14 protein-coding genes are annotated in these 14180 nt (G+C 74.1%); 6 read left to right on the plus strand and 8 right to left on the minus strand.

What is annotated here, in order from left to right:
• Positions 1-143: 143 nt before the first annotated feature.
• On the plus strand, positions 144-1544 hold the full coding sequence (locus AB4039_RS31835) for a helix-turn-helix transcriptional regulator (RefSeq protein WP_266846116.1): 1401 nt from the start codon (positions 144-146) through the stop codon (positions 1542-1544).
• 78 nt (positions 1545-1622) lie between these two features.
• Here the strand turns inward: AB4039_RS31835 and AB4039_RS31840 are convergent, their stop codons facing one another.
• The 4 genes from AB4039_RS31840 to AB4039_RS31855 form a co-directional block, all read right to left on the minus strand.
• Positions 1623-3146: an MFS transporter gene (locus tag AB4039_RS31840; protein WP_266846115.1), complete on the minus strand. Its 1524-nt coding sequence runs from the start codon at positions 3144-3146 to the stop codon at positions 1623-1625.
• A gap of 46 nt (positions 3147-3192) precedes the next feature.
• Positions 3193-3768, minus strand: coding sequence for a TetR/AcrR family transcriptional regulator (locus AB4039_RS31845; RefSeq protein WP_266846114.1), 576 nt, complete (start codon positions 3766-3768; stop codon positions 3193-3195).
• 207 nt (positions 3769-3975) lie between these two features.
• Entirely contained in the window at positions 3976-4224 is a 249-nt protein-coding gene (locus tag AB4039_RS31850; protein WP_266846113.1) for a DUF6158 family protein, read from the minus strand.
• 52 nt (positions 4225-4276) lie between these two features.
• Complete coding sequence (locus tag AB4039_RS31855; RefSeq protein ID WP_266846112.1) at positions 4277-5323, minus strand: AI-2E family transporter; 1047 nt, start codon at positions 5321-5323, stop codon at positions 4277-4279.
• Positions 5324-5435: 112 nt separating this feature from the next.
• On the opposite strand from AB4039_RS31855, the gene AB4039_RS31860 reads away from it, so the two are divergent.
• Both AB4039_RS31860 and AB4039_RS31865 read left to right on the plus strand, forming a co-directional pair.
• Complete coding sequence (locus tag AB4039_RS31860) at positions 5436-6746, plus strand: MFS transporter (protein WP_266846111.1); 1311 nt, start codon at positions 5436-5438, stop codon at positions 6744-6746.
• A gap of 67 nt (positions 6747-6813) precedes the next feature.
• Positions 6814-7551: a hypothetical protein gene (locus tag AB4039_RS31865; RefSeq protein ID WP_266846110.1), complete on the plus strand. Its 738-nt coding sequence runs from the start codon at positions 6814-6816 to the stop codon at positions 7549-7551.
• 68 nt (positions 7552-7619) lie between these two features.
• Here the strand turns inward: AB4039_RS31865 and AB4039_RS31870 are convergent, their stop codons facing one another.
• On the minus strand, positions 7620-7970 hold the full coding sequence (locus AB4039_RS31870; RefSeq protein WP_442272407.1) for a hypothetical protein: 351 nt from the start codon (positions 7968-7970) through the stop codon (positions 7620-7622).
• 149 nt (positions 7971-8119) lie between these two features.
• Here AB4039_RS31870 and AB4039_RS31875 point away from each other — a divergent pair, with 149 nt between their 5' ends.
• Positions 8120-9199: an alpha/beta hydrolase-fold protein gene (locus tag AB4039_RS31875; protein WP_266846108.1), complete on the plus strand. Its 1080-nt coding sequence runs from the start codon at positions 8120-8122 to the stop codon at positions 9197-9199.
• Positions 9200-9258: 59 nt separating this feature from the next.
• Entirely contained in the window at positions 9259-9471 is a 213-nt protein-coding gene (locus AB4039_RS31880) for a hypothetical protein (protein ID WP_266846107.1), read from the plus strand.
• On the opposite strand, the gene AB4039_RS31885 is transcribed toward AB4039_RS31880, so the two are convergent.
• The 3 genes from AB4039_RS31885 to AB4039_RS31895 form a co-directional block, all read right to left on the minus strand.
• Complete coding sequence (locus tag AB4039_RS31885) at positions 9440-9679, minus strand: hypothetical protein (RefSeq protein ID WP_266846106.1); 240 nt, start codon at positions 9677-9679, stop codon at positions 9440-9442. The genes AB4039_RS31880 and AB4039_RS31885 overlap by 32 nt on opposite strands.
• A 142-nt stretch (positions 9680-9821) precedes the next feature.
• On the minus strand, positions 9822-10496 hold the full coding sequence (locus AB4039_RS31890; protein WP_266846105.1) for a response regulator transcription factor: 675 nt from the start codon (positions 10494-10496) through the stop codon (positions 9822-9824).
• Positions 10493-11671, minus strand: a complete 1179-nt coding sequence (locus AB4039_RS31895) for a sensor histidine kinase (protein ID WP_442272408.1) — start codon at positions 11669-11671, stop codon at positions 10493-10495. Before AB4039_RS31895 ends, AB4039_RS31890 begins: the two co-directional genes overlap by 4 nt.
• A gap of 257 nt (positions 11672-11928) precedes the next feature.
• Here AB4039_RS31895 and AB4039_RS31900 point away from each other — a divergent pair, with 257 nt between their 5' ends.
• Positions 11929-14130 carry an MMPL family transporter gene (locus tag AB4039_RS31900; RefSeq protein ID WP_266846103.1) on the plus strand — a complete coding sequence of 734 codons (2202 nt, stop codon included), beginning with the start codon at positions 11929-11931 and terminating at the stop codon, positions 14128-14130.
• The last annotated feature ends 50 nt before the right edge of the window (positions 14131-14180 follow it).

Raw genomic sequence — 14180 nt, forward strand, 5'->3', positions numbered from 1 at the left:
GGGGTCGGAGAAGCGAATTAAGCGCGAACTTAAGTCTGCTGAACCGGCTGCTTAAATTAGGCGGCGCGCGGGGCGTGCGCAATGGGTGACTCCCGCTCGATACTGGGGAGTTGGAGCCAGCGGCAGCACAGCGAGGGGATTTCATGGACGAACCGGCCGAGATCGGGCGCAGGGTGCAGCGGCTGCGCGGGGAACGCGGGCTGACCCAGCGGCAGTTGGCGCAGCCCGACTACACCCCCGCCTACGTGTCCACCCTGGAGGCGGGGAAGGTGCGGCCCTCGGAGACCGCCCTGCGCTTCCTCGCCGGACGGCTCGGGACCTCGTTCGAGGAGCTGGCCACGGGGCGGCCCGCCGGCCTGGCCACCGCGCTGCGCCTCGCCCTGACCGACGCCCAGAGCACCCTCGCCACCGGTACGGCGCAGGAGGCGGCCCCGCAGTTCGGCCGGCTGCTCGCCGAGGCGGAGCGCCTGGGCCTCACCGACGAGCGGGCCGAGGCGCTGCTCGGACTCGGCGAGTGCGCCCTGGAGTCCGGGGCGCTCACCGAGGCCGCCGGGCACTTCGAGGCGGCGGAAGTGCTGCTGTCCGGGGAGCCGCTGCCGCGGCGGGCGCGGGCCGTGCGCGGCCGCGCGGTCGTGCACCTGCTCGCCGGTGAACTGCGCTACGCCTGCTACCTGCTGGAGTCCGCGATCGACGCGCTGAACGCGGGCGGCCTCGGGGATCCGGAGGCGCTGCTTCTGCTCTACACCGCGGTGATCGGCCCGTACCTCGACATGGGCGCGCGGACCCGGGCGGCGCAGGCCGCCGAACTCGCGCTGGCGCTGGCCCCGCAGGTCGGGGACCCCGCGCTGGTGGCGGGGATGCACCGGCAGGTGGCGCGGACGTTCCTCGCCGACGGGCGGACGGCCGACGCCGACGCCGCGCTGGCCAAGGCCCAGGCGGTGTACCGGCAACTGCGGCTGCGCACGGACCTGGCGCACTGCCACTGGATGCGCGGGTACGTCCGGGCGCAGCACGGGGAGCTGGACGCGGCCGAGCGGGAGCTGCGGTGCGCGCGGGAGATGCTGACGGCCCGGCGGGCGGCGCTGTACACCGCGCAGGTGGAGGTGGAGCTGGCCGATGTGCTGCGGCGGCTCGGCCGGTACGACGAGGCGGTGCACCTGGTCTCGGGGCTGCTGGAACCGGACGCGGCCGGCGGGAGCGTGGCCGCGGCGGCGGTGCACGCGGGGGGCGCGCACCGGCTGCTCGGGCTGGTCGCACAGGAGCGCGGGGAGACGGAGGCGGCCGAGGAGCACTTCGTACGGGCGCTGTCGCTCCTGGAGCGCAGCGGGGCGGACGGCGATCTGGCGGACGTGTGCCGGCTGCTCGGTGACCTGCTGCGGCGGGCGGGCCGCACCGAGGCGGCGATGGACGCGTACCGCACCGGGCTCGGGCACCGCGCGGCGGCCCCGGGCACGACCACGCTGGGCCCGGCCCCGGCGGCCCCGCACCCGGCGCCGGTCCGGGCCGGGTCCCCGCGGACGGGACCGCTCCCGGCGCCGCGGTGAGGGCGGTGCCGGGAGCGGCGGACCGGGAGCGGCGGACCGGCGGACCGGGGGGGCCGTACGGCCGGGGTGGCCGACGGGTCAGTGGTCCTCGGTGGGCTGGAGGTCGTGCGGGATCAGCGCCCAGGTGGTGACCGCGGCGGCGACCGCGAGGGCTCCGGCCATCAGGAACGCCGGGGTGATCGCCAGCGTGTAGGCCTGCGAGGCCGTCTCCAACAGGGCCTGCCCCACGGCTCCGCCCAGCTGCTGCGCGGTGTGCGCGGCCTCGCCCACGGAGTCCCGTACGGCATCGGCGGCCGGGCCGTCCAGGTCGAGCACCGGCAGGTTGCCCCGGTAGAGGGAGGCGGCGGTGCTGCCGAGGACGGCCACGCCCATCGCGGAGCCCAGCTCGTAGCAGGTCTCCTCTATCGCCGCGGCGCTGGAGACCTCGTCGGCGGGTGCGGTGGAGACCAGGGTCACGGAGGCCACGGTGGTCGCGAGGCCCGCGCCCAGGCCCATGACCGTCAGGGCCGCCGCGAACGCCGGGTAGCCGAGGCCGGTGAACTGCTGGAGGCTCCAGGGCAGGGCCATGCCGGCCGCGAGGACCACCAGGCCGGCACCGAGGACGTGCCGGATCGGAAAGCGCTGCATCAGCGTGGGCGCGACCATCGAGGCGCAGATCAGGGCGAGCGGGGCGGGCAGCAGCCGCAGTCCGGCCTCCAGCGGGGTGTACCCCTGGCCGTACTGGAACCACTGGGTGACGAGGAAGAGGATCGCGCCCATCCCCATCATCGGCAGGAAGATCGCGGTGGCGGCGACGCTGAAGGCGGGCTTGGCGAACAGCCGCACCTGGAGCAGCGGGTTGTCCACGCGCAGCTGGCGGCGGACGAACACGGTGAGCGCGACGACGGCCACGGCCAGCAGGGCCCACGGCAGCGGGTCGCCGGCGCCGGCCTTGCCGAGCTCCTTGATGCCGCCCGCGAGGGCGAGCATGCCGACGATCGACTGGGCGACACCGGCCCAGTCCCAGCGGCCGGTGCTGCGCGGGTTGCGGGATTCGGGCAGGTAGCGCAGGCCGGCCGCGACGATCAGCGCGGCGACGGGGAGGTTGAGGAGGAAGGCGGAGTGCCAGCCGTAGTCCTGGACCAGGAGGCCGCCGACGACCGGGCCGAAGGCCATGCCGCCACCGAAGACGGCGGCCCACACGGCGAGCGCGAAGGCGCGCTCCTTGGCGTCGGTGAAGACGGTGCGCAGGATCGAGAGGGTGGACGGCATGATGGCCGCGCCACCGATGCCGAGCAGGGCGCGGGCCGCGATCAGGTGCCAGGCCTCGGTGGAGAACACGGCGATCAGCGAGGCCACGGAGAAGATCGCGAAGCCGGTCATCAGGAGCCGCTTGCGGCCCCAGCGGTCACCGAGAGCGCCGGCGGTGACCAGCAGGCCGGACAGGGCGAGGGCGTAGACGTCGATGATCCACAGCTGCTGCACGGCGCCGGGCTGGAGGTCGGCGACGAGCGAGGGGAAGGCCACGTTGAGGATCGTGGTGTCCATCGAGATGAGCAGGAGACTGCCGGACAGGATCGCCAGGACGATCCAGCGGCGCGGGTCCCGCGTGGGGGTGTGCATGGGGTTCCGTTCTGGTCTGTGCACGGGTGCCGCCCGGGGCGGCGGATCAGGCGGTGGGGGCGGGCCTCGGCCAGGGGGGACGCGCTCCCCCGAGGAAGGACGTCAGGACGAGGCGGCCGATCTCGCGGCGGGCGAGGTGGCCGTCGCGCACGCCTTCGGCGGCGGCGTCGAGCAGGCCCCAGAGGGAGTACCAGATCCAGTACGGCGGCAGGTCGACGCGCAGCCGTCCGAGCCGCTGGCCGAGGGCGAGGAAGGCGAGGGCCCGCTGGTCCTGGCGCTCGATCCCGGCGCGGAACGCGGGGTCGGCGAGCACGGTGGCGTCGCGCGAGGTGAACCCGTACAGGTGGGCGGCGGGCAGCAGGGCGACGACCAGTTCCTCCAGCGCCGCGTCGAAGGATGCGCCGTCGGCGCTCTCCGCGTGCAGGTCGACGGGGGCGAGGCAGCCGTCGACCACCTCGATCGACCGGGCGGCGACCGCCTTGATCAGCGCCTCGCGCGTGGCGTAGCGGCGGCCGAGCGTGGCGCGGCTGGTGCCGACGCCTGCGGCGATCTGCACCATCGAGGCGCTGTGATCCCCCGCGAGGACGCGCGCCACGGCGTCGAGCAGTTCTTCTTCCCGCATGGAATGAGCCTCCTTCGCCTCGTACGATACATATCTGTCTCACACGATGCAAAGAAAGCTCACCTGATAGGTGATCGTCTCCCCTCTCCTCACCGAGGGGTGGGCGCCCCGCACGTACGGTTCGGGCCGCCCGGGTTTCGCCGGGGCCGCGTCGGGCAGAAGGCGTGTGCCGCCCCGCGCATTCGCGGGGCGGACCAGCTTCCGGTGTCAGTCCTCGCCCGCGGTGCGGGCGCGCGCTCCCGTACGGGTCCGGCCGGCGGTGGTGGCACGCCGCGGATGGCGCCGGAGGTACTCCTCCTCCAGCTCCTTCAGCCGCTGGGTGTGCGTGGCCAGCGCGTCGTCCGACCCGTGCAGCAGGGTCTCGTGGCGCGTGCGGTGGATGGTCTCCAGCTCTTTGAGCAGGCGGCCGTCCTCCAGCTCGCCCGCCGCCGTTCCACGGGCCGTGTGCTCCGCCATGGCAACCGCCTTCCACGTCGCCCCCACCTTCCACGGTAAGGGGACCGCACGGTCACGGCGGCCCGGGGGCGGGAGCGCGCAGGGCGCAGCGGACCGACCAGGTCACCGAGACCAGCGGGACCGCGACCACCGCGCCGACCACTCCGGCCGCGATGGCGCCCGCGACCACCGAGACCGCGACCACCAGGGGGTGCAGCCGTACCGCCCAGCTCATCACGAGCGGGTGCAGCAGGTGCCCCTCGATCTGGCCGATGACCACGATCAGCGCGACCACGATGGCCGCGGTCACCGGCCCCTTCGCCGCGAGGGCCACCACCGCGGCCACGGCGAGGGCGACCGGCGACCCGATGAGCGGCACGAAGGCGGCGACGAACTCCAGCAGGGCCAGCGGGACGGCCAGCGGAACGCCGAGGAAGTAGAGGGCCACCCCGACGAGGACGGCGTTCGTCGCCGCGACGAGCACGATCCCGTGGGTGTAGCCGTTGAAGGTGCGCCAGGCCGCCCGCCCGCCGATGGCCACCCGCCGGCGCATCCATTCCGGGAGCTGCTCGCAGAACCAGGCCCACTGCCGGCCGCCGCCGTGCAGGAAAAACACCGAGGAGAACACTGCGAGCGCCAGCGTGGTGAACACCTGCACGAGCTGCCCGGCCCCGGTGACGGCCGTGTTCAGCAGCGTGGAGCGGTGGCTGGAGAGGTAGGAGCCGATCTTCGACTGGAGGTCGGACAGGGCGTGCTGGTCCAGCCGGAAGGGCGGCCGGGCCAGCCACCGTTCGATGCTGGCCAGGCCCGCACGGAACTCCCCGACCAGGACCCCGCTCTCCCCCGCCACCGCCTCGCCGACCAGTGCGAGCACGCCCATCAGCAGCACGGCGCTGCCGACCAGGCTCACGGCGACCGCGAGGGGGCGCGGCATCCAACGGGCCAGGATCCGGGTGGGCGGGCCCAGCAGGGCCGTGATGACCAGGCCGAGGAAGAGGGCCACGGTGATCTCGTGGAAGCGGCCCAGGACGACGAAGACCGCGTACACGGCGGCGCCCACGACCAGCAGGCGCCACGCGTAGGAAGCGGCCGTGCGCAGGAACGGGGACACCGGCGGCATGCAGCATGGGTGCCACGGCGGGACGCCGATGCCACGCGCCGGGCCGCGTATTCGCCCGTCCGGGGAGAAAATGCGTTGCCGTGGCGGCGGGGCCCGCCCACGATGATCCGTCGTGAGTGGATCCCGATTTTCCTCCGTACTGCCCGATCTGTCCCCGTGGCGCTCCAGCCGTGACTTCCGGCTGCTCTTCTTCCAGGGGACGGTCACCTTCTTCGGCTCGTTCATGGCGATGATCGCCCTGCCGCTCCAGATCAAGCATCTGACGGATTCTCCGCTGGCGGTCGGTGCCATGGGCGCGGTGGAGCTGCTCCCGCTGTTGGTCTGCGGGCTCTACGGGGGCGCCCTCGCCGACGCCGTCGACCGGCGGCGGCTGATCCTGCTGACCGAGGCCGGGCTCGGGGTCCTGGCCCTGGTGCTGCTGGTGAACGCGCTGCTGCCGCGTCCCCTGCTGTGGCCGCTGTACGTGGTCGCGGCCGGTGTGTCCGCGCTGACCGGACTGCAAAGGCCCGCGCTGGACTCGCTGATGGCGCGGATCGTGCCGCACGACCAGCTGAGCGCCGCGGCCGCGCTCAACGGGCTGCGCTACCAGTTCGGGGCGATCGCCGGCCCGGCGCTGGCCGGCGTGGTCGTCGCGTACGCCGGGTACGCGCCCGCGTACTGCGTCACCGTCGTGGGGTTCCTCGTCTCGGTGCTCCTGTGTACGCGGCTCAGCCCGGCGCCCCCGGCCGGCGGCGGGGCGCGCCCCTCGCTGCGGGGCATCGCCGAGGGCGCGCGGTACGCGTGGAGCCGGCCGGTGCTGCTGGGCACGTACGCCGTCGACTTGGCGGCGATGTTCTTCGCGTTCCCGAACGCCATCCTGCCCTTCCTCGCCGACGAGCTCGACGCGGTGTGGGCGCTCGGCCTGATGTACGCCGCGGGCGCGGTGGGCTCCCTGGTGCTGGGGCTGACCAGCGGCTGGGTGTCGCGCGTCCGGCGGCACGGGCTCCTGGTGGTCTGCGGGGCGGCCGTGTGGGGTCTGGCGATCGCGGCGGCGGGCTGGTCCTCCGGGATCTGGCTCGTCCTGCCGTGCCTGGCGGTGGCCGGCGCGGGCGACATGCTGAGCGGCCTGGGGCGGGCCACGATCTGGAACCAGACGATCCCGGAGGAGCTGCGCGGGCGGCTGGCGGGCATCGAGGTGCTCTCGTACAGCTGCGGTCCGCAGCTCGGCCAGGTCCGGGCGGGCACGATGGCCGGGTGGACCGGTACCCGTCCGGCGTTCTGGAGCGGCGGACTCGCCTGCGTGGCCTCGGTGGCCCTGCTGGCCGCGCTCCTTCCGAAGCTGATCTCCTACGACGCCGACACCGACGAGGACGCGGCCCTGCGCCGGGCCGCCCGGGAGGCGGACCGGGCCGGTACGGCACCGCGGCAGGGGGCCGCCGCCTGACGGGCCGCGGGGCCCGAACGGCGGTCCTCACGGTGCGCGGCCCGGCCGGGGCCGGGAGGGTGACGGCATGGGCTCATGGTGGTACCGCAACATCCTGGAGCCGGGCAAACTGCCGCTGCTCCTGGCGCTGTCCGCGTTCGTGGTCACCTTCGCGGTCACCCGGGTCATCACCCGGATGATCCGGGCCGGGAAGGGCCCGTTCCGCAATGTCACCCCGGGGGGACTGCACGTGCACCACGCCGTGCCCGGGGTGGTGCTGATGACCGTGGGCGGGTTCACGGCGATCGCGGGGGGCCGCACGGGGTGGGGCTCCTGCATCGCGGCCGTGCTGTTCGGCATGGGCACCGGCCTGGTACTGGACGAGTTCGCGCTGATCCTGCACCTGAGCGACGTCTACTGGAGCAAGGAAGGGACCATCAGCGTCGAGGTGGTCATCATGACCTCGGCGCTCGCGGCCCTGCTGCTGTGCGGGTTCCTGCCGCTCGGCGTGGACGGGCTGACGCCGGACGAGGAGCACAGCCGGCTGACCGCGGTCGGGACGGTGGTGTTCAACCTGCTGCTGGCCGTCGTCGCCCTGTTCAAGGGGAAGCCGCGGATGGCCGTGCTCGGGGCGATCGTCCCGCTGATCGCGCTCGTCGCCGCGGTGCGCCTGGCCCGGCCGGTGTCCCCGTGGGCGCGCAGGTTCTACCGGCGACGGCCGAGGGCCCGGGCGCGGTCCCTCAAGCGCGCCTACCACCACGACCGGCGCTGGAGCGGACTGCGGCGCCGGGTCGACTACCTGATCGGCGGCGCGCCCAGCCGGTAGGGCCCGTCCTCGGGGCGGCCGCGGTCCCCCGGGCGACGCCGTCCGGGGAACCGGGAGCCGGGGGCCGCTCAGGCCTCGGCGGGCACGGCCGGGGCGGCTTCGAGCTGCCAGGCGTGGCGCTTGAACTCACGGCGGAAGTCAACGTGGTCCTCCCACTGGCGGGCGATTCCGCGCAGCACGTCCCAGTGGTGTTCCACCGACTGGTCGATGACGTTGCGCGTCCGCTGGTCGGCGGTCTCCCGCTGCTCGAAGAGCCCCTTCACCGCCGACGCCTCCAGCACGCTGTTGCGCAGCGCGCGCAGGGCCCGGGAGGTGTCGTCCATCGCGAAACCGCGCTCACTTCCGGTCTCCGCCTCGAACAGCGGGGTCAGCCGCGCCTCGATGAACGCGGTGATCCGCTCGAAGTGCTGCACGTCCATCAGGGGTCTCCCTTTCCCGCCGTGCGCGCGCCCGGGGCGCGGCACGGCCCTTCGAAACTGCTCGGGGCCGAGCTCCGTTGCAGGATACGRGGTCCGCGCGACCGGCCTGCCACAGGTCCGCTTCCGGCGGAAGGGGACATACTGCTGCCGTGAACGACACGGTCGGTGCGGGACGGCACCGCGGGCGCCCACGACGGCGCCGGTGGATCGGGGCGGCGGTGGCGGTGGCCGTCGCGGGGGTTCTGGTGGGAGGTGCGCTCGTCCGTGACGACGCGTTCTCCGACACGGGTGACACCGTACGGCTCGACGAGGGTGCGGGGCGGGCGCGGGGGGCGCCCGTGGACGCCCTGACCCAACTGCCCACGGGTCCCGCGCCGGAGCTGAGGATCGCCGCGACGATCCCGGAGGACGGCAGCAAGGTGCTGGTGACCACCCTCGCGGGGAAGAAGTCGGGGTTCACGGGCAAGGTGTGGCTGTGGCTGCCGCCCCAGTACAAGGAGGCCCGGTACGCACACAGCGGCTTCCCGGTGATGATCGCGCTGCCGGGCGGCCCGGGTTTCCCCGTCAACTACTGGATGGACCGGAACCTCAAGCTGGAGGCGAGCATCTCCGCGTGGTCCAGGGACGGCAGCAGCCTGCCGTTCATCCTGGCCATGCCGGTGCTCAATCCCCGGACGGACGGGAAGGAAGGCCTCTACTGGGACGGGAGCGACATCCCGGGGCAGCCGAAGATGGGGACCTGGCTGACCGAGGACGTGCCCGATCTGGTGCGGTCGGCCTTCCGGACCATCAAGTCCCGTGACGGATGGGCGTTCATGGGGAGCTCGACCGGGGGGTTCGCGGGGCTCAAGGCGGTGTTGCAGAAGCCGGACCGGTTCAAGGCCGTGATCGCCGGGGGTCCCGACCTCCTGCCCGACTCCCGTCTGTGGCGCGGGCATCCCCGGGAGAAGCTGGAGAACAGTCCGCCGGAGCTGGCGCGGCGGCTCATCGAGCGCAACGGGCCCGAGGTCTACCTCGCCTTCCAGGTCGGCACCAAGGGCAGCGACGTGCGCTGCCGGCCGCTGGTCGAGAACTTCATCCGGCAGTACGGGACCGGCCCCGTGAAGACGCGGTTCCACGTCGACGAGGGCGGCGGGCACAACGCGCGCACGTACGTCCCCGGCATGCACGACGGGGCGTTGATCCAGTGGGTCAGCGCGCACATGCGCGGTCCGGTCCCCGGCGGCTGACCCGCGGGGGCGGGCGGAACCCCTGGCCGCGGGGGTCCGGTCCGGGGTTCAATACGGCCATGGAGAACCCGGTCGTCCCGGTCTGGGAGACGCTGCCCGAGGACGTACGCGCGCACGTGGACGGCCTGTTGCTGCTGGACCGGCGCATCATGGCGGTGAAGGCCGTCCGTGACGCCTCGCCGGAGCCCGCGCCGGGCATCCGGGAGTGCGTCGACATGCTGGAGGAGCGGCGTACCGCGCTCATCGCCCGGGGTACGGCGCCGGCGGGGTGACGGCCAGGACGGGCGGGGCCGGGGAGCCGTGGCGGTGGCCGCAGGGCTCGAAGACCAGGAGCACCGGCTCGCCCGGGCGTTGGCGCCAGGAGATCCGTTCCGGGGCTTCGGCGCACACCGGGCAGGAGGGCAGCGGGCCCGGCCGCACCGCGCGCAACTCGGGCGCGGACGCTCGCGTCGGCGGCGGCACGGTCTGCGGATCACGCATGGCGGCTCCCTGGTCGGGCGGGGTCACTCCACGCACTGTGCCATGGCCGACCCCTGCTCCGCACGGGCGAATCCTCCAGTGTTCCGGCTGGTCAGAGGGGAGTCCGCCGGTCCGCACCGGGTGCTCTGCGGACACTTGGTGATCAAGCGGGCTTCCGTACGGCCTCGACCAGTCCGGATTCGTAGGCGGCGATGACCGCCTGGGCCCGGTCGCGGACGCCGAGCTTGCCGAAGATGCCGGTGATGTGGTTCTTGACCGTGGAGATGCTGATGTCCAGCTCCGCGGCGATCTCGGCGTTGTCGAAGCCGCCGGCCAGCAGCCGCCAGATCTCCAGCTCGCGCGGGGTGAGTCCGGTGGGCGACGCCGGGGCGGCGACGGGCCGGGGCTCGCGCGCGGAGGCCCGTACGTAGGTGGAGATCAGCCGGGTCAGCAGGCGGGGCGCGACGGCGGCCTCGCCGGCGTGGACGGTGCGGACGGCCGCGATCAGTTCCTCGGGGGAGACGTCCTTGGGCAGGAAGCCGTAGGCGCCCGCGCGCAGGGCGGCGACCACGTACTCGTCCATGTCGAAGGTGCTCAGGGCCAGCACCCGGGACTCGGGCCGGGTGCGGGCCAGTTCGCCGGTGGCCTGGACCCCGTCGAGCTCGGGCATGCGGATGTCCATGACCACCACGTCGGGGCGCAGCCGGCCGGCCAGTTCCACGGCCTCCGCCCCGTTCCCGGCCTCACCGACCACCTCGACGTCGGGGTGGGGGGCCAGGATCAGGGCCAGGCCGCGCCGGACCAGCGGCTGGTCGTCGGCGATGAGCACGCGGATCATCGGGGGGCTTCCTCTCCCTCGGTGGCACCGGCTCCCGGTGCCACCGGGAGCCGGGCCTCGACCCGGAACCCGCCCGCGTCGAGCGGGGCGGCCTCCAGGGTGCCGCCCTGCAGGGCGACGCGTTCACGCATTCCGATCAGACCGTACCCGCCACGGCCGGGCGGCCGTACGGGAGCCGTTCCGGATCCGCTGCCCGGTCCGTCGTCGCTCACCTCCACGGTCACCTCGTCCGGGCGGTACGTCAGCCGTACGCGGGCCCGTGCGTCCCCGGCGTGCTTGCGGGCGTTGGTCAGGGCCTCCTGCACCACCCGGAAGACCGTCAGGCCGACGGTGGGCGGCAGCGGGCGGACCGCGCCCCGTACGGTGAACTCCGTCTCCATCCCCGCGAGCCGGGACTCGGCGACGATCCGGTCCAGGTCCCCGGCGCCGGGCTGCGGGGCGGGCGGGGCCGTCTCCGGCTCCTCCCCGGCCCTCAGCACGTCCAGCAGCTGCCGCATCTCCCCGAGCGCCATCCGGCCGGAGCCCTCCAGGGTCACCAGGGCCTCGCGGGCCGCTTCCGGATCGTGCGCCAGGTTGGCCCGGGCCCCGCCCGCCATCAGCTGCATGGTGGTGATGTGGTGGGCCACGATGTCGTGCAGCTCCCGGGCGATCCGGCGGCGTTCCTCGGCCACCGCCCGGTCCGCGAGCAGGATCCGGTTGGCCTCGGTCTCCCGCTGCCAGCGCCTGACCAGGAATCCGGTGGCGACGACGAGGAGGGTGGCCGCCGCGTTGGCGAGCAGGCCGAAGCCGAGCTTGAACGGCAGGCCGCCCTGGCCGAAGCTGTTCAACGGCGCCGTCAGGAGCGCGGCCACGGCCACCACGGCGGGCCCGCGGGCCACGGCGACCGTGTACAGGGCGACGGACGGCCCGAGACCGAAGTGCGGGGACACCGAGGTGATCAGGTTCACCACCAGGCCCAGGAGCAGCACCACCGCCAGCGTCACCACCGGGTACCGGCGCCGGGCGACCAGGACCAGTCCCGCGGCCACCACCAGGGCCCCCGCGGTGACCCCCAGCGTGGCGCCCTCGAACTGGGTGTCGAAGGCGAAGCCCGTGAGGTCCACGGCCGCCGCTCCGACCGCCACCAGTGCGTCGTTGCGCGTCCACGTCAGCCGGCCGGCGCGCGTCGTGCTCATCGGTGTCGGTCCTCCCCCACGGACCGCCGTCCCGGCCGCCCTCGTCCGTCCATTCTCACACCCGAGCGAACCCCGGTCGCCGTCCCCGGGGACCGCTCCGGACCAGGACCCAGGTCCTGGTCCGGGCCCGTCCCCGGACCCTGGTACCGGCCGGGAAATCCTCCCTGACCAGGACGTTTCCCGGTCCGGCCGCTGATGTTCTGGATACCTGCCGGGCACCCGGCGGAGTCCGAACGGACAGACCGGAGGAGAGAACAGTGATCCGTGCCCTGACGGGATGCTCGACGAGGAACCCGTGGAAGGTGATCGCCTTGTGGGCGGTGCTGGGCATCGGGCTGACCATCCTGGGCCAGGTGTTCGTCTTCCGCGCCACCCAGCCCGGCAACGACGGCTTCCTGCCCGCGACCTACGATTCGGCGGCCGCGCTGCGCATCTCCGAGGAGAGCTTCGGCGCACGGCCGGACAGCGATCCGGTGACGGTCCTGGTGGCCCGTACGGACGGCGGTGCGCTCGGGGCGGCCGACGAGCGCAGGATCGGGGAGGTCTCGGCGCGCCTGGCCGGCCGGAAGATCGTCATGCCGAGGAGCAAGGACGATCCCCCCTTCACGCAGGACCACTCCCAGGTCCCCCGGATCGGCGGCGGGATGACTGCCCCGGACCGTTCCTTCCGGCTGCTGTCCGTCGCCCTGAAGGGCAATCCGCAGGACCCGGGGGTGCAGGCCACCTACCGGGAGTTCCGGGAGCAGACCCGGACGGCGTTCCGGGAGGCGGGCCTGCGCACGGGGTTCACGGGCGGGCTGGCCGCGACGGTGGACACCGCCGACGCGGAGAAGACCCGCTCGACGGTGGTCGGCGCCGTGGTGATGGGCCTGATCGTGCTGCTCCACGTACTGGTCTTCCGCAGTGTGTTCGCGGCGCTGCTGCCGCTGCTCGCGATGGCGGTGATCGGGGGCGCGGCGGCCGGGGCGGTGATCCTGGGCTCGATGGCGACCGGCATCCGGCTGGCGCCCTCCACCCCCGGGCTGATCAACGTGGTGCTCATGGGCATCGGCATCGACTACTTCCTCTTCCTGCTGTTCCGCTTCCGGGAGCAGCTGCGGCTGCACCCCGGGCAGACGGGACGGGAGGCCGCCGCCGAGGTCGCGGGCCGGGTGGGGACCGCCGTCACCTCCGCGGCGCTGACCATCGTCGCCGCGTTCGCCACGCTCGGGCTCGCCTCCTTCGGCCAGTTCCGGGTGCTGGGCCCGGCGATCGCGGTGTCCGTGCTGGTGATGCTGCTGGGCAGCCTGACGCTGATGCCGGCGCTGCTGGCGGTGACCGGCCGGAAGATGTTCTGGCCGTCGCGCGCCCTGAAGCGCGAGCCGCGTGAGGGCCTGGCGGGGCGGCTCGGCCGCCTGACGGCCCGGCGGCCGGTGGCGCTCGTCCTCGCCTCGGTGGCACTGCTCGGCGCGCTGACGGCGGGTCTGGCCGGCATGCGCGTGGACTACGGGCAGTCCGGCGCGGACGGGGAGCGGACCGCCGCCGTGGAGACCGCCGCGGAGGTCTCCCGCGCGCTGCCCGCCGGGGTATCGGACCCGACGAGCGTGTTCGTCGCCGCCCGCAACGGCGCTCCGCTCGACGCGGAGCGGGTGGCCGGGCTGGCCGGGGCGCTGGCCGGGGTGCCCGGAGTGGGACGGGTCGCTCCGACCGTGCTGAGCGAGGACCGGAAGGCGGCCCGGATCGACCTGCTGCTGAGCGTGGAGTCCGGCGGGCAGGAGGCCCGCGACCTGGTCTCCGGGCCGGTCCGGGGGACGGTCCGTGCGCACCTGCCCGCCGGGACCGAGGCCCATGTAGGCGGCACGGCGTCGGTGTTCGCGGACATCGCGGTGGCGGTCGACAAGGACCTGAAGGTCATCTTCCCCGTGGCCGCGGTGCTGATCGCCGTCATCCTGCTGGTCCTGCTGCGGAGCCTGCTCGCGCCGCTGGCGCTGATGCTCGCGGTCGGACTCGGCTTCGCGGCCACGCTGGGGGCCTCGACGCTGGTCTTCCAGCACGGGCTGGGGCGGGCCGGCGTGGACTTCACGCTCCCGCTGGTGCTGTTCCTGTTCGTGGTGGCGCTGGGCACCGACTACAACATCCTGATCAGCGACCGGATCCGGGAGGAGATGGAGCGGCCCGGACCGGCCCGGACCGCGGTGGCCCGCGCCGTGCGGCACACCGCGCCGGCGATCGCGACCGCCGGGCTGGTGCTCGCCGCGTCCTTCGGGAGCCTGGCCGTCAGCCCGCATCCCGGTACGCAGCAGACCGGTTTCGCGACGGCGGTCGGGATCCTGCTCTCCGCCTTCGTCCTGTCGATCGTGCTCGTGCCCGCGCTGGCCGCGCTCCTGGGCCGCTCGCTGTGGTGGCCGCTGCGGCCGCGGCCGCGCGGCGGCGACCACCCGGTGGCGCGGCACGCGCCCGAGCGGGTGCCGGTCGGCTGAGCCGCGTACGACGGAACGCGCCGGGGCGCGGGACCACTGGGGTCCCGCGC

It is taken from the genome of Streptomyces sp. M-16, assembly GCF_052114405.1.
Taxonomy (GTDB): domain Bacteria; phylum Actinomycetota; class Actinomycetes; order Streptomycetales; family Streptomycetaceae; genus Streptomyces.